A 17237-nucleotide genomic window follows, 5' to 3' on the forward strand; every position below is an offset into this window, starting at 1 on the left:
TTTCATTTTCAGAGTCTGCAGAAAATGACTTAGTAGAAATTTAATTCTTTGCGAAATGGAATGGAATCGACAAAAATAAGAAATTGATTCTCAATAATGGAAATCATCATGGATTTTAACGCCACGAAATTGTTCATCGCAGTAGTGAATGCCGGTAGCTTTTCTGCGGCAAGTGACAGAACGGGGGTACCGATTGCCACGATAAGCCGGAAAGTGAATGAGCTCGAGCAGGGGTTAAACGTACTGCTACTGGAGCGTTCGCGGCAGGGGGTTAAACCCACCTATAAAGGGCAACAGTTCTTTGAACAGGCCCGTTTGGGTATTGAGTTACTGGAGGATGCACAAAAGTCCGTCACCTCTGCCCACACGCTACAGGGCAAATTACGTCTGTCTGTTCCGCCTAATTTCTCGCTTTGGTGGGATTTATTGATCGAGTTCCAGCAACAGTACCCTGATATCACTGTATTTTGTCATTCCGGTGAAAGGGTCGTTGATTTATTCGCGGATGGAATCGATGTGGCACTCAGACTGGGTGATCTGAATACGGATGACGTTATTGCTAAACCTCTTATAACTTTGAATACGTTGTTTGTCGCCAGCCCAGAGTTATTAGCACATTATGATACGCCTGAGACGCTGACAGAAATGGCTCGGCTCCCGGTTGCTGCCTGGGAGAGCCTGAATCAGGGGCTTTTTGAATGGAATTCGGGAACCGAACAAGTTAAATACAAACCTGTCTTTTCCTCTAACAATTTACAGGGACTCATGCATTACGCCCTGAGGGGTAAGGCGGTTGTCGAGTTGCTCGATTTTTCAGCCAGACCCTGGCTTGAAAGCGGAGAGCTGGTACAGCTTTTACCTCATCTTCCCCCGAAAAAAGTCACTTTACACCAGGTTTATGCACGGCATAAATATCCTTCAGCACTGGTGCGGGCATACCTGGAATTTTGTACAAAATGGGTGAAAAACCTGCGTTAAAATTGCGACAGCAACGTCTGCTGTTCACTCATAGCTGCCCGTCATGCCTGCTCAAAAAACAGGCTTAACGTAGGATATTTTCCGTTTTCCAAGCGGACCCCTCTGATCAATCCAGAGGAGTTCAGGGCCAGCTTAAAACGCTAGTCCCCTGCTCTTTTGGGTTTAAGAATTGAATTTATCTTGAGCGATTCACTGGTTACTATTTCCACCTTTGCTCTTCCAGTGAATCGAATTTCTCAATCACTTCCCATGGAACCAATTTCAACTTGTCCAATTCCTCTAAAATTTCTAACGCCTGAGATGTTGGAGGGGTAATGCACGGAAGCGTACTTTTAACCCAGTCAATTACGCGACACTTTAGCTCATCATTACTGGCTAAAAGCCGGTTCTGATATGCTCGGATATCACCGAGAATCACGTGCTCTGCCTGAGACTGGAAGGTGGTTCCAGCTTTGGGGTCATCCAGTTGTTCAAGCAACTCACAAAGCGCTTGTCGCGCACAACTTTCGCTCACTGGAGGGCGAGTTGTAAACCATAGTTCGCATATGGAATCAGGCAGAATGATTGTAGTTCTTTTTCCACTTTGCTTACGGAAGTAGTTAATTTTCACGTGTTTCTACCAGATAATTGATGATGAGTTAATATATACTCAAGTTGATATTTTGAGTCAATATATACTCATTGTCATGCCGTAGAAATCACCCATTCCAGTCATCCGGTGCCTAGCCTCATTATCTCCTCGCCTTTACCTCACTTAAGGTGACATTTCAAAACTGGGGAAATCGGGTGACTTTTTAAGCTTGCAATAACATGCACTGTAATAGCTAAATTGAGATGTCCGTATCTGACCAGATAGACATGTACGCGCTATAGTCTCACCACAGCGATCGCCGCTTTCTGAGGATGAGACCAATGACGGCATACGGAGTTTTTCTCGATGAACGATGAAACCGACTCCGGATACTGCAGGACGAGATTGACCGGCGTCTTACTACTCGTCTTGCCGATCTTGAAAGGCTTATAGAGCGGATTAACATGTATGGGGAAACTCGTACTTCAATCGTAATGTCAACACCAATAGCCGCCCAGGGTCTGCCGCCCTTTCACGCGCATAAGTTGACCGAAGGTATTAGCATGTAAGCATATGCGTGATGTAATGACACCAAGATCGTTGAACGCCAATTTTTATGCCTTCATCATTCGGGATATTTAGCATACAAGTCGTTAAATAAATTCGAATTTTTAATTAAAATTGAAGACATAACTATTTGAACAAGAAACTATGGCAGGAGGTCACGAACATCACATTGAAGCACCTCAGAAAATTGATACAGCTTCTCAAGCGTAATATTAACCTCACCACGCTCAATCCTTCCCACATAACTTCTATCTATTTCAGTAAGCAAAGCCAACTTTTCTTGAGATATTCCAAGAGCTTTGCGTTTTGCTCGAAGTTTTCTTCCAAAAAGAACAGATAAGTCTTTCATCTTCATCTCGTTAAAGAGAAGACTATCCAGGGTTGAGGATTTTAGTTCCACGGATTATAATCCGTTTTTATTACCTCAAGTCACTAATGTCGAGTTACTAATGTCCCAACTGAAGCACAAAAACTACTTTCAGATACAATTCGCATTATCTACCGATGACTTTGATGGCTTTACGGTTAAATCACTAAGAAACAAGCTATTACATCAAAATGATGAGGCCAGGCTTTATGCAGAAGATCGTAGAGCAATCTACAGAACCCTCATAGCTATGGTTAACAGTGGTGAACTACATAAGAAGGTAGCGCCGAATCCACAACAATCTACATTTCATAAAACGTCGCTCTTTATCCCAGAGCATACTATGGCTATAAAAGAACCTGTAATATTGTCAGACAAAAAGATTGATGAAAACTCGTCAGCTAATTTTGATACTTGTTCAGATAGAAGCTCAATCAAATACCTTGAGTCTCAGCTGAAGGAATATCAAATTTCATTGATAATAAGCGTTGGTGAATCGGAAGAATACAAATCCCTTTTCGCTCATCTCCCTGACATGCGATCTGAACTCGAAATGCTCTATATGAAATCACGAGAAAAAAGCTCCACGCTAATGGGGCAGATTACTGCTATCAATAATGTACTATCTTATTGTAAAAGCAGTTCTTTATGAAATTAAGACAATGGCAGCAAGATTGTGTCAACGATGCACTTAAAATTTACCAGAATGCGCGACATTTTTTGTGCCTGGCAACACCCGGCGCAGGCAAAACACGCATGGCAGCAGAACTGGCGTTTCGACTATATAAATCAGGAAAAATTGATTTTGTTCTCTGCTTTTCTCCTTCAGTTTCAGTGTCGAAGTCTATTCACGATACTTTCAGCCAACGTTTCGGTGCGCGTTTCGATGGTGTCATCGGCGCAGTGGGTTGTTCTTACACTTATCAAAGTCTGCTTTTCTTCAATGAAGATTTCTGGAGTCTGTTGAAGCTGAACCGCGTGCTGGTTATTTTTGACGAAGTTCACCATTGCTCTGGAACCTCTGTTGAAAACGCAAATAGCTGGGGCGAAGAGATTATCCTGAACATCCAGAAGCATGCTGCATTCACGCTGGCATTAACAGGCACGCCTTGGCGTTCTGATAAGGCCCCTATTGTCATGGCGCGCTACAGCGATCCTGAAGGACGAATTCAGTGTGACTTTGCCTATGGCCTGAAAGAAGCAACTCGCGACCAGGTCTGCCGAGTACCTAATATTGTTCTGGTTGATAATGAGCAATTAGTTGTCTCTGACAACGATGAAGAACAAAAAGCATTCAAAAATTTACAGGAATTACTGAGCCATTCCGACATCACTTATCAAGATGTCATTACTAATGACATGGCAATGAAACATGTACTCAATCTGGCGATTTCCCGGCTTGAATCTATCCGCGAAAAAAATCCGGAAGCCGGTGGGTTGATAGTGGCGTCATCAGTGCAACATGCTTTGCTCATCTTGCATATCCTCAAGGGCACCTTTAACCAGTCAGCAGTGCTTGTATCCTATAAAGACCCTAGGGCAGCAAAAACGATTGAACACTTCAGGACTAACTCGATACAGTGGATTGTCAGTGTAGGGATGGTTAGTGAAGGTACTGATATTCCAAGACTACAGGTTTGTTGCCATTTGAGTAGAGTTAAAACCGAGCTCTATTTCCGTCAAGTCTTGGGCCGAATTTTAAGAATCAGCAAATCGGCTAACCAGGAAGCGTGGTTATATACTTTTGCTGAACCAAAATTGACTGAATTTGCAAAGCGACTTAAAAATGATGTCCCTGAATGTGAAGTGATTTTTGAAGCTGTTGAGAAAAAAGATGATCATAATGTTCAAGGCCTCCCTCTTAACCGTCCCAGCTTAACACCATCTCACAACAGAGATTCTCAGCAGCTTATCTTCTCCTATAGTGACTCCAAAAACGACACAGTTATGGCAACTTCTCTTACGCTTTCCGAGCATTCAAATACTGAGGTGTTACAGTTCTTGGGGCGTTTCAGAGAAAAAATGGTAAATGTGTTTGATTCTCCATTTCAGACTTAATTAGCTTAAAGATGCCAATGAAGGCATACGGAACGGAGCTTTTCTCTAAAATCGATGTTAAGCGACTCAGGATCCTGCGCGACTTGATTAACCGTCGCTGCGGGCAACCCGGTAATCGCCATCTGATGCCTGGCCTCGCAGCTCGTGCACTACGCATTATCTTCGAATGTTACGCCGCTTTTTGTCCGACATTAGCCTGCATGAAGCTTGCAGAGGTTCATGATCTTTATCTGCCTAAAGAGACCGTGCGTCCGTTGATGACCCGGGCCGGTTTATGGATCTCTCGCAAGCTACGACCACCTCGTGTGCATCTGCCACGTCTGCGGCGTGCCTGCACAGGAGAGCTGATTAATGTTTTGGTTTATTGAACAAAAAGCCATTAACGTATGTAACCGTTCCGTTGAGCGTCAAACCCCATGCAAGTATCGCCAAATAGCGATAACGTTACGCCATCAAGCAACCTTTGCACCGGGGCGCGGAAGCTCCCCAACAGGACATAGCATGAGAACTAAAGCCATCATAGCTGCAACGATTCTCACCGCAGCAAGTACCGCAACAGCAACTCCTATAGCAACCAGCTATCTGTGCAATGACGGTACGTTCGTCCACATCAGCGAGCAGAACGGCAGACTGAACATTACATGGCGCGGGGAGAGCTATCCTATAACCCAGATCGAAACAATGATCGACGGTGCACGTCTTATGGGCGGCACGCCAGGGAAAATAGCAGTCGATTTCACTCCCCCGTGGCTTGATGGGGACACAACCGCAACGGCCACTATCGACGTGTCGAAGGTCGACAGCCCGTCAACCAGCCAGGATTGCCGACCAGACAAGCAATCCAGACATATGGACCTGTAACGCAAGGAGAGATGAAAACATCGACCGTCGGTTTGATGTTTGATGTTGGTTTTCCTGATACCAGCTTACGGTATGGAGGCGCCAGTCATTGCTGAATATGGCATAATCGTTAAGTGACGTCGTGACCCAGCGAAGTTGGCGGGCTGATATAAAATCCCCCCTCCCTGATAAGCCAAAACCCATTATCAGCAATACAGAACCTTCTGTACGCGGTCGGAGTGGTCACAACAAGGCGAAGCCGCAGTTGTGGCGTATCTCCGCGTTAGCGGCCCTTTGGGGCGCTTACGAGTGAGTACTCAAATTTCCCAGCGACACAGCGTACAGCAAAGAAGAATCTAGTTACAACATCCATAATTAATAACGACACAACTCCCGGGCTTCGCCCGGGGGCGGCGGCGCTTTTCAGGGTGAGCTTGGCTCAGGAGTTCCCGCTGTGCACGGAATGTGTCTGGGGTAAGGGATGGGCATTGTGGTTCAGGCCTACGCTGAAGTTTCAGGTATGAGAAGTACTAATATTTATTTGTATGTTGTAACTATTTTGAATCATTAACAGGTCTTTTAGGGGTCCGGTTGAACACTTCAACGGCTGCAGCTTTCAATAGAATGTTCTCTTCGCTAAGGGGATCAGGCTGTCGCTGGTCCTGTACACTACGCCCGCACTCACCAGTGGCGCAAGCCGTCGTTCGTCGGCAAGTACTAGTTCACGTTCTCCGGGTGCAAATACTGCTGGCCGTTCTGGCCTTGCCGCCATTTAATTTCATCAAATTTAATATTGATGCAATTAAATCTTTAGCGTGTTTTGTGGGTGAGAGCAAAAATGATAGTTTTTGTTAAAACTTACTTTCATTCGGTGCTATCATCCGCCTATCGACTGCAAACAAATTCCTGTGTCTGTGGTTGTGTGACTCTCCACGCGTCGCGGCGTGGGGAGTTTTTTATGGGCGCTATTCTGCAGCTGCGCGGTGCTCTCGGATTATAGCGCGGGTAGTGGTTAGCCTACGCGATCTCCGCCTGGGTGGACTCGTCGCGCTCGTAAAGCTTGATGACCTTCGCGTGCTTCCACGCCTGCGCCGCTCGGCCAGCGTAAAATCCTTTACTCTTCGCGACGTCTATTCCATGGCGTTGCTGTTGTGCTCGATGTAGTCCGGGTCGAAGTCTTCAGCCAGTACAACGGCGTGCGAATTGTTCTCCTTGATAAGCTCGATAGTCGCTACCGTTACGCCCATTTTTGCACGTAGGGTGTGGGGTCGGTGGGGGCTATTGCTGATGGTTGACTACATAAAACTCCGCCGGATTAATCCGGTCGGTTATACGTAAAAACCAGTGGGGACATTCACTACGTCACGTAGTGACAGGGTGGCCCTTGCGAGGAAAAATCGCCGCGTACCTCACGCGAAAAGCCTTTTTCGTCCTGCCATTGCGCATCATATCCCGTCGGCTGCGTTTTGGATGTGTTTCAACGCGGCCAGAAGATAGCTTCAAAGATGTGCCCTTTCGGGCACTGGAATTTTGTTTTGGCCTTCCTTGATATGTACTCGTCAACAAGAGCAATCCCGCGCCCGTCGGCCTTCAGCCTGGCCGCTTCGGGCGGGCAGTGATTCTTTTGGTCATGCGTTGACCTGCATTACTTCGACAATATCCAGGCCCCGTAGAAGCGCCATGCGTAGGGCTTCCAGCAAGTCGCGGGGCGCTGCGCCTTAGTCGCCTGCTGCTCAGCCTGCGTGATCTCGAGCCAATCTAAAACGTCGTGTTGATAGCAGTTAACTAAATGCGTTTTGAAGATGTCGCATACGGTATCACGGTCTGCCGTGAGGCGGCTTTGATCACGGCCAATCAGGGCCAGAAACGCGCGGGCGGCTGGCGTTGATAGCGCGAAGGGCAGGCAATGAAATATCTTTCTTTCTCAGTTCGTGGCGTACAGTACTGGCAATCATGGATACGGCTTCAACTTCTGCTTAAGTCATTGCAGCCGGGCCTGCGGCCTGCGGTTCCACCGACGAGCCTCCTCTTCATAGGTGTTGTAGTTGAAGACCTGCACGTCATATTTATCGCGGCTGGCTGCCATGGCCTGCGCTTCGCGAAAAGAGTTTGCGCGATTTAATGCGGTGTTGTTGTGCTCAAAGCGCCCGATCTCGTAAGGGGCTGAATGGGCAAGCTCTTTCCAGCATTTCCTAGCCTAAGCCGGCACGTTTGGTATTTTTCAGATCGGTAGGTGGATAGTCATTGTCGCGGTTACCTCTATCTGTATCCTTTCGATGAAGGCAAGATAACCGACATCGGATTTAATTGCGTTGATATTTTTAAAATTTGTGCAATTAAATTTATGAAGGGTACAAAAAAGCCCGCGCGGCGGCGGGCTTCAGGCGTGTTAGCTTTTGGTTACTGCTTCGGGCTGGCCGCCCGCACACTGGTAGACCTTCGAAAATACCGCCGTTACACATCTCATATATGGATCAGCTTTCAAGCATTGGATATTAACCATATTCGCGTCCAACTCTTGCGCGCTGGTATAGCCCCATACCTTGCAAGCCTGCTCTGCTTTCGGGTTGCCCGCTACAAAACTCGGCTGGTGATTATCCGCGCCGATCCCCATGACTTTATATCCCAGTGTTACCGTACCATCTGCGCGACTGGCATGCATGGTTCCCAGGGGGGATACCTTAGGGGCGCAACCGGCAAGTAATACGGCGGCTGCAATGATGGCGGCATTTAATATTTTTTTCATTTACTCGCGTTCTCTGACAATTCTATTTAGAAGCGCCAGCCAGCGCCGAGCACAAAAGTATTAATGTCTGACTCAAATACTTTTGTATGTTCATATGAGGTGTCGATAGTAAAGCCAGCAAACGGAGTAAATTGAATGCCTGCGCCATAAACAAAGCCGTTTTCATTCTCTTCCGCGTCGCCGTAATAGGTCGCCGCTTTAATTGTGCCTTTACCGCTGCCGATCATCACGTAAGGTTTCGCCCAATCGGTCACGGCATATGACGCGCCCAAGGCTGCGGAGAAGTATTCCCCCTTAACCTTCACCGGAATATAGCCGTTTATTGTTTCTTCATGCTCAGTCGCCGTGACTGACGCGATCAGGCCAAAAGGCGAATTATCAAAGGTGTAATTGTATTTAACGTTCACACCTTTTAAATCTGTATCCAGAGTTTTAACGTTAGTATTTGCGTAACCGCCTGTTATGGTGTGCTGTGCGGCTGCGGCAGTGAAAGAGGCGGCGGCAAATATTGCTGCTATAGTCAGAGATATAATTTTCATAAATCATTTCCTTATATAAAAAACCCGCTAACTGGCGGAAAAAAATAAATACTTTCACAAATAGTTAATGCAATAACGATTTCAATTTTTGGAGAGTTGGCACTAGAGGTAATAAATTCTTGCGGCGAAAAGGTTCAATACCGGCACGCTTGCAGTCGTGGCGGTATCCTTCCAGCGCATCGCGGGCGGCGATCTTCAGTTCTTTGCAGTCGCTGGCCATAAATCGCGCTTCGCCTTTGGTATTCAGGAAAACGCCACGCATCATTCCTATAATCGGATCATAGCGCACAGTTGCTTTGTGACCATCGATGTAAAGAGTGCTGTTTTTCATGTAGCGTTTTCCTTTTAAATTTTGCCGTCCATGGTGGCAATTCGTTACCTGCTATTTGGTCACACTTATACAAGTCACTTTCGTAACGGTAGTGATCCTACTCCCTACGGATTATTCTGAAAAGGTGTTTTTAAATTAAAGAAACTACGTTCCTTGTCAGGGTTTATTTACATGATGTAATAATATGTAACCACGAAAACGATTAACTGTGGGAAATAAAGCACGTACTGTGGCGGGCTTGAGAATTAATAACTTTCTTCACCTGACGCGTTATCAGCCTGTGCACATGCATACGGTTATCGGGTAATCGCGATCAGCCATACGCCGGATGAGCGCTTACAGTGCTGCCGTGTAAGCAGATCACCAGCGCACTTATCCCGAACGGCGGGCAGCGCTTCAGGGTTGCGGCAGTGCCTTAGCTATTAACTAGCCAGGCAACGTTAACGGCTAAGGCGGCGGCCGCTTCTATCTGTGAAAGCCAGACTTTAATGCGTGAGACGATCCCCATTACTTCACCAATTGCCCTAACATGATTTAGAAGCCAGCGCCGATGACCGCGCCCCCAGGATGCAAGTCCAGGTAGCAGGGTGGTCTAACGTTGCCGGTGATTGAAGAGTGTTTAACAGCTGTTTGCCATAATCCTTTTCGCGCCTGTTGTACATTTGCAAACGGCGCGAGGTGGCTTCAGCTGCTTTGACGTTTGCCAGCTCGTCACCTTCTAACAGCTTGAGCCCGCAACGCGCGGCCAGGTTGGCACGCATGACACTGCGCATCGGTTCAAAATAAAGGTGCTCCGACTGCCAGTAGTTGCCCTCGCTGTACAGCGTTTCGTGGTGTACTTCGTGAGAGTTCAGTTCCAGGGTCGCTAACACTTCGTGGCCCAGCGTGACTCCTTTGTGGCGCTCGGTGGCATCAATCGCGGCGATCATTGGCATCGGGTCGGCTTGGATAATCAGCACATCCCGCCGTCCATCTATATCGTCGTATTCTTTGACTGTGACAAAGTTTGCCTGTGCGTGAAGCATGCTATAGAACGCTTTCACTCTGGCTCGCCTCCGATAGCCTCATAAATGAGTTGCGCTTCTTCGTTCGCGCGGGGTGCACACGCCGTGATCTTGAACGTGTGCAACAAAGGCGCCCCAGTTAGCGGCGATGAAGCGATACACGCTACGACATAGCCCAGAATGAGCCAGCTAAAAAAGACTGATGATAATTCACCTATGATTGTTTAGTTACAGCGCGTTGTGCCAGAAGAGTCAGTGCGGCAAGTACAGGCTTGCGCTGCGGCTGCCATCATAAGTGCGGCTACTGCGCTAATGATTTTACGCTTCATTGCTTATGTTCCTGTGTCTGGTTAGCGTGTCCACTAGTGTTAAGGGTTACTCGTAGTCGTCGTCTTCTTCGCTGTCGTTGATCGCATTGCCTTGCAGGTCTTCGCCTTTCAGGCTGGCTTTGCCAACGTCGCAACCATAAGCGTAAGCGGCGTTATTCTCCGCGAATACGTCATGATCCTGGCCGATGTGGCTCAGTTGCTCTTTCGTGTAGCTCTCCAGGCGGCGGGTGCATAATTCCTCACCGTGCTTTTTGAGCGCGTCGCGTACGCCAATCTTGCACATCTTCAACGCGGCTTCTTCAGACGTGTTGTGTACGTTCGCCGCGAACATGCCGCACTCTTTTTTGAGGTGCGGGCTAAGCGCCGGTGCCGGTTTGGTTTCGGCCTTGCCGCCTGGCAAAGATAAGCCCGCGCCCAGACCTAAACCCCCGCCCGTACCGGTGCCGATATCCACGTCACCATTAGCTGCACAACTTGCCAGCACAAGCACTGCGGCGATAACTGCTAATCTCTTCATCTTCGGTTTCCTGTGTCTATGGTGTTGCGTTTCAAATATCCATTACATACACATTAGATATCTATTGTATATACAAAAGATATCCATGGCATATCTTTATTATTTCCGCCAGGCGTAAAACATATCGTGCATTAACACAGCTCCGGCGGCGGCTCGGAGGATGAACAACGGCAACAATGCGCCGAAAAGCGCCAGCCATGCCGCACCGAAAGCGCGGGTAAATTGGTTCTTGCTGCGGATCATGCGCACGCCTGGTTTGTTTATCGCCTTAATAGTCGCGGCGGCGATACCGGTCAGCGCGTCAAACATTGCCGATCCGGGGCGTAACAATAGCGGCGCTTTGTGCGCCGTCATTTTTGGTTTTTTCATAGTCTTCACATACTTTTTCAGGAGTTCTAACTTCTTCTCGGCTTCGCTCTCATCGTCTTGCGCGTCAGATAAAGATTGCGGTAAGACTCTTTATCCCTTTTAAGCCGCCTGGCCTCGGCTAACAGCTTGGCCGCCTTCTGCTGGCTCATGTTGGCGCCCTGGGGTAAAGTCGGCATGGTTGCCGCATCGTTTCCCTATGCAATGGATATATAACAGGCGCTGCACGTCGGCGGGGATATCCGCCCAGGCAACAAGGGTGATCCCCAGGCTTTCGTATGTCGCATCCTTCTGGCTAAGTGCGGCATTCTCCAGGCGGGTAGCGATGTTCACCGTGCTAAGGCGTCTTACTTCCCGCTCGAAAGCGTCGTAGTCGTTCAGCACATTATCGCGTACCCAATCCGTTAAGCCTCGTTGCATCTTCTCCGGGTGCTCAACAATTAACGTATGCCCCACGTATTCGCCCCGCATCGTGCGTGCGGCTTCAATGGCAGCTGCGGTAACGTTGCCGCTGAAGATGGTATAAGGCTTTAACAGGCGGGCGTTCGCGTGCGTCAGAATCCCGCGAGTGGCCGTCGGGGTAAAGCCGTTCGCTTGCGCGTATGCCATAACATCAAAAACTGTCTTCAGGTTCACCGGCGTTGCTCCGATTTGATTTCGTTATGCGCTTCACACATCAGCAATATGGCGGCGTGTTTCATTTCGCCCAGCTTGGCCGCTGCGGCGTTCGCCTGCCGTGAGATACCGTCCATAAGCTCGGGGCGGGTATCGAAAAAGTCGTAATGCTGGCGCATATACAAATTGCCTTCGAAGTTTGAAGGCGCGCCGATGGCGGCCAGGCGTAAGCCCTGCGGCGTTTCGCGACGTACCTCGCGAGGCTGCGTCAGCTGGTCAATGGTTGGGATCTCGCCAGGCTTAACGGCGGTTTTCTTCAGGGGGTAAATGATTTTCATTCTGTAAGCTCCTGCGTTAAGTGGCGCTGAATATCTGCCATTACGGCGGCGGCGTTCTGGCGCTGCTGCTCTATTTCATCAAGCCGGGTTTGAATTACTTCGACGGCATACTCCAGCGCATCGACATAGCTCAAAAAAACTTCATGCGCGGAGAAGGTGCAAAACACGCCCTCGCCGGTGAAGTCCTTCACGCCCGGCCCCATTACGATTACGCGGATTCCGTTCAGCTGCACGCGGCGCGTATAGCATTTGCTGATAAGCGCGGGCAACTCTGGCACACAGTTGGGGCGGGTCAGCTGTTTACGGATCACGTAAACCGTTTCGCCCGGAACGGGGCGGCGTGGCCGTGCTGCCGCCTGTAAAATATCGTCGGCGAGGCTCATTATTTTTTACGCTCAAAAATCACGACGAAAGGCACGCCCTGAAAAGTGCGTTCTACCGGTTTTGTTTTGTCGCCAATCTTCATTGAAAGGCCGCCGTTGTCTTTGATGATCTGCGAACGGATAACCGGGGCGACTTTGTGCCCGGTTTGCCGCTCGAATGCGCCTGCGCTTTCGTAGCGTGTGAAGGTCTTGCCGCCGTCGCGGCTGGCGTGCATGTAATTGGCGCGTCGAGCCATGATTTCCCCATCTTTCAGGGTGTAAAGTGCTTTAGTCATATGCCCGCCCTCTCCGCTTCCAGCACTGTCAGTGTCATTTCGTCGTCCAGGTGCTCCATTTCGTCAAGCTGCTTATATAGGCGGTTGGCTAACGCGTCAGACGCGTTTAATTTTCTAAGCGCATTTTCCGTCGCGCCGCCACGCGCGCCCAGCGATAGCACACTGCCTGCCGCCCTTATTAAGCGCCCCGCTTCTTGATCAGTCGCATACGGCTTGATAATGTCCAGTAAATTACCGACGGTATACACCGCATCCGAAGGGGCGTGGGTGATGGTTCCTTTTGTGCCGTCGGGGTCGGCGTTGGGATTGGCGGCGTACTCAAAGCTATCAAGCTGCGTTTGCATGTTAGATAGGCGGGCTTTCCATTCGGTAATTTGCTTTGTGTACTGGTGCGCCTGCGCGCCGGTGCTGATCAGAAGTGCGGCGACCAGCGCCGCTAGGGTGAAGCGGTTCATATTTATTTTCCTGTGTCTGTGTTAATTGCCCGCGTCGCGTGCGGGGTGTTACTTACTAGCCAAACAATTTTTTAAACGCGTTATCTTTGGGCTTTCCCAGTTCGATTTGCAACGCGTCGCGGTCGCTGCAAAATGTGGCTATCTCTCTGGCCTGCCCGCTTATGGTCGCGCGTAATGTCAGGCATTCAGCCAGGGTGGCGGTCAAGGCTTCCGCCGTCGCAATTCTGAGTGCGGTCACGTTTCCAGGCGGTCAACTGGCGGGCTAACTCCACTTTATCCTTCTCCTGTTGTAACAGGCGGTCATGTTGCTTGCCGTTTTCGCTGCTCAACTGGCGACGGCGGGTCGTCATTTCTATTAGTTCCGCGCGGGTCTTCCCCAGGTCTGCATACTTGGCGCGCTCGCGCTCTTCCGAACATGAAAGGCGCATTCTCATCTTATAATCGCCGTCGTTTTTGCTGCCACTTATCTTCTGTTTAAGGCGTGCGATCTCATTCAGAGCAGCTTTATGCAATGCTGGGGATACGCTGTTTGCTCGGTAGCTGCGTAATTCAGCTAACTGCCGTTCTAAGTATTCGACGTGCGCTGTGGCCTCGTCTGTACGCTCAAGATATTCGCCCGCCACGCTAAAATATTCCTCCCTGCGATTTTCAGCTGTCGCCAGTTTCGCCGCTAACTCCTTCCCACACTTTAACGTGGCTTTGTACTTGTCGATTAACTCGCACTCGCGCTTCGGGTCGATACTGCCGCCGCTTTTAACTTCGACTATTTCGACGCGGTGAATCGTGGAAAGGCGAATACCTGCGCGTTCTGCATAGGTAAACGCCATGCCAAACGAGTTATCGCTTCTTCTTTGCTGCTGTTATCCAGCGCTTTCGCTAAGAGTTTATCAGCCTTTGCGTTGCTCATTTTTCGCCCTTCCTGCGGAGTGGTGATATCTAACGTATATACCTATGATATCTTTTGTGTATATTTATCTGTGGTGATACTTAATATTTAGCGTGCTGGCATGCTTCAAATATGCGTAGCGCTTCGCTCGCTTCGTCGTGTACCACCAGTATCTCAGCGCGGCGGCGCTCCAGCTCGGCGGCGATTTGCGCTGCCTGCTGCACGACGTGGGCTAGTGCTTTGTCTTTGCCGCTAAAGAAGTAATACCGGCTGTTTGGAAGGGTTCTAACTTTGCCGTCAGGGCATAACAGGCGCATCCCTTTTGCGGTCGCGCCTAAACCGCCACATATGCTGATAAGGTCAGCGAAACGGGGCGGGAAGTCTTTATTGATAGGATTGCGGAGAACTACAAAAACCGGGGACGGCTCGACGTTATAAATGATCGCCGTGTCGTGGGTAGCCGTCTTGCTCATATTGGTAAGCCTCTTACTTTAAAAACCGCCTTCCGGCGGTCTTGTTACTTCTTCTCGTTCTGCTCCAGCTTCTCGCGAATGGCTTCAACGATGAAAGAAGAAAAGTCCAGGGTAGTTAAACCCGCTTTGCGCAATGATTCGTGACGGTAGAAAAAGTCAGCCGGTAGGTTGCGAAGAAGTTTAGGACGCATCGTAACGCCTTCTCTGCTCCTCGCGGTCTTCAACGGTGCGCCGTTGTCTACGCCCTGCGCTGCGGCGAAAATATCTACAGGTGGTTTTCTCATGTTGGGTACTCCAAAGATCTAATAATGCGGACCAGGTGGATATACATTATATACCTTTTATATATCTACATTATATCTTTTATACTTTTAAGCGCGCGGATTTTTTTGGCCAGCGCGGCTATCTATTTGCCCGCTTCGGTGTGCCGGGTCGTCAATCTCTTTGTTACGCCGCGCCCTTAGTCGTGGCTGTTAAAGTGATCCATGCCGTTGGCGATCACCGCGTTTAAGCGCTTTATGTGCCGCAAACATTCTAGAATCGTGTCGATTTTCGCGAGGTGCTTTTTACTGTGGTGCATATTGCACATGAGTAAATGCGCGCTCAGCTAGCGCCCGATTTTCTCGCTAACGTCGGTCAGCGACTGGTCAAAGATGGCCAGTTCGATCCGCTCGGTCGGCGTGCCTGCCGCCGGTACGATTATGACATCGGCAACGCGCCGCCTAGGCGTGGAATACACGCTACTACATGGCAAAGCTTCAATACCGAAGGCGTAATAAAAAATACCTGGGCTCGGCGGATAATCAGCTTTCATCGTTACGGTCGTATTGTGTGCTTCTTACATCAATCTTTGCGGGCCAGCGCCTTGTATATCTCTTTGCGGGTGGGTTCGTCTAAACCGTCCAGCGCGGCGGTAAGTTTCCGCAGTTGCTGGGTTATCGACTCAAGTTGGGCGAATCCGATTAGGGCGCACGCGCCACTGTTGCCGCTCCTAATAATCTTCACTGCCTGGCCTGAATCCGCAACGTATCGCATCAGTTCAGGCAGTGAGCGCCCCGCGTCTTGGTGGGTTAGTGTGCGCATTTAACTATCTAGTTTATGGGGTTTTATCGTTTCGCTGACGTCGGAGTCGTATATATTCACGCTTTGCGTGTCCGGCTTCAGCTTGCCGCTTCGGACTCCCTGCATAATATCGCCGATCATCGGGAAAAGGTTCTCTATGATCTCGAACATTTTAGGCGGTGTTTCCTGCGCGTGCGCGGCATCCATGTCGGTAAAAATTACGCCATGATCTGCGATCGTTCCTGTTACAGATACCTGCACTAACGCGCGGGTCTTCATCGGCATCAGATTATTCTCATGATCCGGGTCTACAAGGTTCACGCTGAAAACAAGTTTCATCGGCTTAGAGGCATGGCGCATCATCACGATTACTCCTGCTCTAACGGGATAACTTCGCCATCATTCAGCCAGCCAACGTGGCACGCTTTCGGATTTACTTCGAACTTGTCACCGGTGGCTGCGGTAACTAATACCTTGCCGTGCTTGCGCTCGAAACGCTTCGGCACAAAGCCGTTGATCCGCATTACCTTGCACTGGCTATCGGTGATTACCTCAAACATGTTGTTATCGCCGCCGGTGAATTTCTTCCCGGTGCGGTCTGCGGGGTGGCGGTTCGCGTCGTCAATATCGCTCAGCTCTGTTTTGTGCTCAAGCTGTAGCTGGCGGCGGTAGGCTTCGCTGATAGCGTGCGCAGGGGATACCATCGCTACGATAAGCGCGAATGTTGCTGCGGTGGTGGCTATCTTAAAAATCTTGCTCATGTTCTATTGTCTCATCGGGAATGCTCAGGGCTTCGCAAAGCTGCCGCCATGTATCGATACTGATCAATACAGCACGATGGCGGCCAGGGTCGACAATCTGCACCGGCGCGCCGGTCTTATCGACGCTCGCCAGTAACGCTGCGATCATGCGCGCGGCGGTCGCGTGGTTGACTGTCTGCACGGTCGATTACTCGTCGTCGTAATCGTCTTCGTGGTGCTTGCGGTGTTTGTGTGTTTCGGTGCCTTTCGGCCCGTAAAGCCCTGCGGCGTTTTCAAGCGCCTGTTTTTCAGCTGCGCCGTTGATCGTGGCCTTGCGGTTCTGCTCTGCCACGTAGCACGCATCGCGGCTTACGCCTTGCGATTCGCATTCATACATTCTTTCCGCCGATGAAGTACAACCGGCCAGCGCCATTACAGCACCTACAACTAACAATTTTTTCATAGCCCTGGTTCCTGTGTCTGTGGTTATTGGGTCATTAGCACGCAAGCCGCTTTGCCTTTTCGTGTTTTCCGGATAAGCCGTCGCGGTGGCTTCGCCGTGAAAAGGTAATGCGCCCTTGTTTAGCCAGAAGAGTACTTGAAGCCGATAAGGCTCCAGCGGTACACGCTCACGCGTCAGCGTTGTAGACGACTGCCCAGTTAATGCGCATATCTCAAGCCTAAAAAACGCCATCTTCGGCGGGCAGTTAAATAACAAAGCAATGAAAAAGTATGACTCTCACAACCTGAATAAATCGCAGTCATCGTCAAATCATCCGGGTCTGATACTGGGGCAC

General features: G+C 49.5%; 25 protein-coding genes. 4 read left to right on the forward strand and 21 right to left on the reverse strand.

The window, feature by feature from the left end; genetic code table 11:
* Positions 1 to 108: 108 nt before the first annotated feature.
* Complete coding sequence (locus K5I40_RS18885) at positions 109 to 978, forward strand: LysR family transcriptional regulator (RefSeq protein ID WP_223075248.1); 870 nt, start codon at positions 109 to 111, stop codon at positions 976 to 978.
* Between the two features lie 199 nt (positions 979 to 1177).
* Here the strand turns inward: K5I40_RS18885 and K5I40_RS18890 are convergent, their stop codons facing one another.
* Together K5I40_RS18890 and K5I40_RS18895 are read right to left on the reverse strand one after the other, a co-directional pair.
* Positions 1178 to 1588, reverse strand: coding sequence for a hypothetical protein (locus K5I40_RS18890; protein WP_223075249.1), 411 nt, complete (start codon positions 1586 to 1588; stop codon positions 1178 to 1180).
* 670 nt (positions 1589 to 2258) lie between these two features.
* A complete protein-coding gene (locus K5I40_RS18895; protein ID WP_223075250.1) occupies positions 2259 to 2465 on the reverse strand; it encodes a helix-turn-helix domain-containing protein in 207 nt (68 codons plus the stop codon).
* 100 nt (positions 2466 to 2565) lie between these two features.
* Here K5I40_RS18895 and K5I40_RS18900 point away from each other — a divergent pair, with 100 nt between their 5' ends.
* The 3 genes from K5I40_RS18900 (at position 2566) to K5I40_RS18910 (ending at position 5402) form a co-directional block, all read left to right on the forward strand.
* Positions 2566 to 3135, forward strand: a complete 570-nt coding sequence (locus K5I40_RS18900) for a hypothetical protein (RefSeq protein ID WP_223075251.1) — start codon at positions 2566 to 2568, stop codon at positions 3133 to 3135.
* On the forward strand, positions 3132 to 4541 hold the full coding sequence (locus K5I40_RS18905) for a DEAD/DEAH box helicase (RefSeq protein WP_223075252.1): 1410 nt from the start codon (positions 3132 to 3134) through the stop codon (positions 4539 to 4541). Before K5I40_RS18900 ends, K5I40_RS18905 begins: the two co-directional genes overlap by 4 nt.
* Before the next feature lie 501 nt (positions 4542 to 5042).
* Positions 5043 to 5402 carry a hypothetical protein gene (locus K5I40_RS18910; RefSeq protein WP_223075253.1) on the forward strand — a complete coding sequence of 120 codons (360 nt, stop codon included), beginning with the start codon at positions 5043 to 5045 and terminating at the stop codon, positions 5400 to 5402.
* A 2368-nt stretch (positions 5403 to 7770) separates the two neighbouring features.
* Here the strand turns inward: K5I40_RS18910 and yecR are convergent.
* The 19 genes from yecR to K5I40_RS19000 form a co-directional block, all read right to left on the reverse strand.
* Positions 7771 to 8127, reverse strand: a complete 357-nt coding sequence (gene yecR, locus K5I40_RS18915; protein ID WP_223075254.1) for a YecR family lipoprotein — start codon at positions 8125 to 8127, stop codon at positions 7771 to 7773.
* A gap of 26 nt (positions 8128 to 8153) precedes the next feature.
* Positions 8154 to 8666, reverse strand: a complete 513-nt coding sequence (locus K5I40_RS18920; RefSeq protein WP_223075255.1) for an Ail/Lom family outer membrane beta-barrel protein — start codon at positions 8664 to 8666, stop codon at positions 8154 to 8156.
* A 64-nt stretch (positions 8667 to 8730) separates the two neighbouring features.
* Positions 8731 to 8997, reverse strand: coding sequence for a hypothetical protein (locus K5I40_RS18925; protein WP_223075256.1), 267 nt, complete (start codon positions 8995 to 8997; stop codon positions 8731 to 8733).
* Between the two features lie 524 nt (positions 8998 to 9521).
* Entirely contained in the window at positions 9522 to 10040 is a 519-nt protein-coding gene (locus tag K5I40_RS18930; protein ID WP_223075257.1) for a hypothetical protein, read from the reverse strand.
* A 336-nt stretch (positions 10041 to 10376) separates the two neighbouring features.
* Positions 10377 to 10847: a hypothetical protein gene (locus K5I40_RS18935; RefSeq protein WP_223075258.1), complete on the reverse strand. Its 471-nt coding sequence runs from the start codon at positions 10845 to 10847 to the stop codon at positions 10377 to 10379.
* A 99-nt stretch (positions 10848 to 10946) separates the two neighbouring features.
* Positions 10947 to 11216 carry a hypothetical protein gene (locus K5I40_RS18940; RefSeq protein WP_223075259.1) on the reverse strand — a complete coding sequence of 90 codons (270 nt, stop codon included), beginning with the start codon at positions 11214 to 11216 and terminating at the stop codon, positions 10947 to 10949.
* A gap of 99 nt (positions 11217 to 11315) precedes the next feature.
* Entirely contained in the window at positions 11316 to 11849 is a 534-nt protein-coding gene (locus K5I40_RS18945) for a hypothetical protein (protein ID WP_223075260.1), read from the reverse strand.
* Positions 11846 to 12166, reverse strand: a complete 321-nt coding sequence (locus K5I40_RS18950; protein ID WP_223075261.1) for a hypothetical protein — start codon at positions 12164 to 12166, stop codon at positions 11846 to 11848. The genes K5I40_RS18945 and K5I40_RS18950 overlap by 4 nt, the downstream gene beginning before the upstream one ends.
* Positions 12163 to 12549, reverse strand: coding sequence for a hypothetical protein (locus tag K5I40_RS18955; protein ID WP_223075262.1), 387 nt, complete (start codon positions 12547 to 12549; stop codon positions 12163 to 12165). Before K5I40_RS18955 ends, K5I40_RS18950 begins: the two co-directional genes overlap by 4 nt.
* The gene (locus K5I40_RS18960; RefSeq protein ID WP_223075263.1) at positions 12549 to 12824 is read right to left on the reverse strand and encodes a hypothetical protein; all 276 of its coding nucleotides are present in this window, start codon (positions 12822 to 12824) and stop codon (positions 12549 to 12551) included. The genes K5I40_RS18955 and K5I40_RS18960 overlap by 1 nt, the downstream gene beginning before the upstream one ends.
* Complete coding sequence (locus K5I40_RS18965; RefSeq protein WP_223075264.1) at positions 12821 to 13279, reverse strand: hypothetical protein; 459 nt, start codon at positions 13277 to 13279, stop codon at positions 12821 to 12823. Before K5I40_RS18965 ends, K5I40_RS18960 begins: the two co-directional genes overlap by 4 nt.
* A gap of 185 nt (positions 13280 to 13464) precedes the next feature.
* Positions 13465 to 14106 (reverse strand): hypothetical protein, encoded by a 642-nt coding sequence (locus tag K5I40_RS18970; RefSeq protein WP_223075265.1) that lies wholly within the window; start codon positions 14104 to 14106, stop codon positions 13465 to 13467.
* Between the two features lie 160 nt (positions 14107 to 14266).
* Positions 14267 to 14638, reverse strand: a complete 372-nt coding sequence (locus K5I40_RS18975) for a hypothetical protein (protein ID WP_223075266.1) — start codon at positions 14636 to 14638, stop codon at positions 14267 to 14269.
* Between the two features lie 44 nt (positions 14639 to 14682).
* The gene (locus tag K5I40_RS18980) at positions 14683 to 14922 is read right to left on the reverse strand and encodes a chaperonin (protein WP_223075267.1); all 240 of its coding nucleotides are present in this window, start codon (positions 14920 to 14922) and stop codon (positions 14683 to 14685) included.
* A 323-nt stretch (positions 14923 to 15245) separates the two neighbouring features.
* Positions 15246 to 15377, reverse strand: a complete 132-nt coding sequence (locus tag K5I40_RS23955) for a hypothetical protein (protein ID WP_255589005.1) — start codon at positions 15375 to 15377, stop codon at positions 15246 to 15248.
* Between the two features lie 344 nt (positions 15378 to 15721).
* Positions 15722 to 16063 carry a hypothetical protein gene (locus tag K5I40_RS18985; protein WP_223075268.1) on the reverse strand — a complete coding sequence of 114 codons (342 nt, stop codon included), beginning with the start codon at positions 16061 to 16063 and terminating at the stop codon, positions 15722 to 15724.
* 5 nt (positions 16064 to 16068) lie between these two features.
* The gene (locus K5I40_RS18990; RefSeq protein WP_223075269.1) at positions 16069 to 16461 is read right to left on the reverse strand and encodes a hypothetical protein; all 393 of its coding nucleotides are present in this window, start codon (positions 16459 to 16461) and stop codon (positions 16069 to 16071) included.
* Complete coding sequence (locus K5I40_RS18995; protein ID WP_223075270.1) at positions 16445 to 16642, reverse strand: type II toxin-antitoxin system Phd/YefM family antitoxin; 198 nt, start codon at positions 16640 to 16642, stop codon at positions 16445 to 16447. Before K5I40_RS18995 ends, K5I40_RS18990 begins: the two co-directional genes overlap by 17 nt.
* A 6-nt stretch (positions 16643 to 16648) precedes the next feature.
* The gene (locus tag K5I40_RS19000; RefSeq protein ID WP_251929754.1) at positions 16649 to 16903 is read right to left on the reverse strand and encodes a hypothetical protein; all 255 of its coding nucleotides are present in this window, start codon (positions 16901 to 16903) and stop codon (positions 16649 to 16651) included.
* Positions 16904 to 17237: the final 334 nt, after the last annotated feature.

This window comes from Leclercia sp. LTM14, from assembly GCF_023736175.1.
GTDB lineage: Bacteria > Pseudomonadota > Gammaproteobacteria > Enterobacterales > Enterobacteriaceae > Enterobacter > Enterobacter barmai.

Bases quoted from the DNA above. Each gene is read 5' to 3' on its own strand.
- K5I40_RS18885 (WP_223075248.1), top strand. From the start codon at position 109: ATGGATTTTAACGCCACGAAATTGTTCATCGCAGTAGTGAATGCCGGT.
- K5I40_RS18895 (WP_223075250.1), bottom strand. From the start codon at position 2,465: ATGAAAGACTTATCTGTTCTTTTTGGAAGAAAACTTCGAGCAAAACGC.
- K5I40_RS18900 (WP_223075251.1), top strand. From the start codon at position 2,566: ATGTCCCAACTGAAGCACAAAAACTACTTTCAGATACAATTCGCATTA.
- K5I40_RS18905 (WP_223075252.1), top strand. From the start codon at position 3,132: ATGAAATTAAGACAATGGCAGCAAGATTGTGTCAACGATGCACTTAAA.
- K5I40_RS18910 (WP_223075253.1), top strand. From the start codon at position 5,043: ATGAGAACTAAAGCCATCATAGCTGCAACGATTCTCACCGCAGCAAGT.
- yecR (WP_223075254.1), bottom strand. From the start codon at position 8,127: ATGAAAAAAATATTAAATGCCGCCATCATTGCAGCCGCCGTATTACTT.
- K5I40_RS18920 (WP_223075255.1), bottom strand. From the start codon at position 8,666: ATGAAAATTATATCTCTGACTATAGCAGCAATATTTGCCGCCGCCTCT.
- K5I40_RS18925 (WP_223075256.1), bottom strand. From the start codon at position 8,997: ATGAAAAACAGCACTCTTTACATCGATGGTCACAAAGCAACTGTGCGC.
- K5I40_RS18935 (WP_223075258.1), bottom strand. From the start codon at position 10,847: ATGAAGAGATTAGCAGTTATCGCCGCAGTGCTTGTGCTGGCAAGTTGT.
- K5I40_RS18940 (WP_223075259.1), bottom strand. From the start codon at position 11,216: ATGAAAAAACCAAAAATGACGGCGCACAAAGCGCCGCTATTGTTACGC.
- K5I40_RS18950 (WP_223075261.1), bottom strand. From the start codon at position 12,166: ATGAAAATCATTTACCCCCTGAAGAAAACCGCCGTTAAGCCTGGCGAG.
- K5I40_RS18955 (WP_223075262.1), bottom strand. From the start codon at position 12,549: ATGAGCCTCGCCGACGATATTTTACAGGCGGCAGCACGGCCACGCCGC.
- K5I40_RS18960 (WP_223075263.1), bottom strand. From the start codon at position 12,824: ATGACTAAAGCACTTTACACCCTGAAAGATGGGGAAATCATGGCTCGA.
- K5I40_RS18965 (WP_223075264.1), bottom strand. From the start codon at position 13,279: ATGAACCGCTTCACCCTAGCGGCGCTGGTCGCCGCACTTCTGATCAGC.
- K5I40_RS18970 (WP_223075265.1), bottom strand. From the start codon at position 14,106: ATGGCGTTTACCTATGCAGAACGCGCAGGTATTCGCCTTTCCACGATT.
- K5I40_RS18975 (WP_223075266.1), bottom strand. From the start codon at position 14,638: ATGAGCAAGACGGCTACCCACGACACGGCGATCATTTATAACGTCGAG.
- K5I40_RS18980 (WP_223075267.1), bottom strand. From the start codon at position 14,922: ATGAGAAAACCACCTGTAGATATTTTCGCCGCAGCGCAGGGCGTAGAC.
- K5I40_RS18985 (WP_223075268.1), bottom strand. From the start codon at position 16,063: ATGATGCGCCATGCCTCTAAGCCGATGAAACTTGTTTTCAGCGTGAAC.
- K5I40_RS18990 (WP_223075269.1), bottom strand. From the start codon at position 16,461: ATGAGCAAGATTTTTAAGATAGCCACCACCGCAGCAACATTCGCGCTT.
- K5I40_RS19000 (WP_251929754.1), bottom strand. From the start codon at position 16,903: ATGAAAAAATTGTTAGTTGTAGGTGCTGTAATGGCGCTGGCCGGTTGT.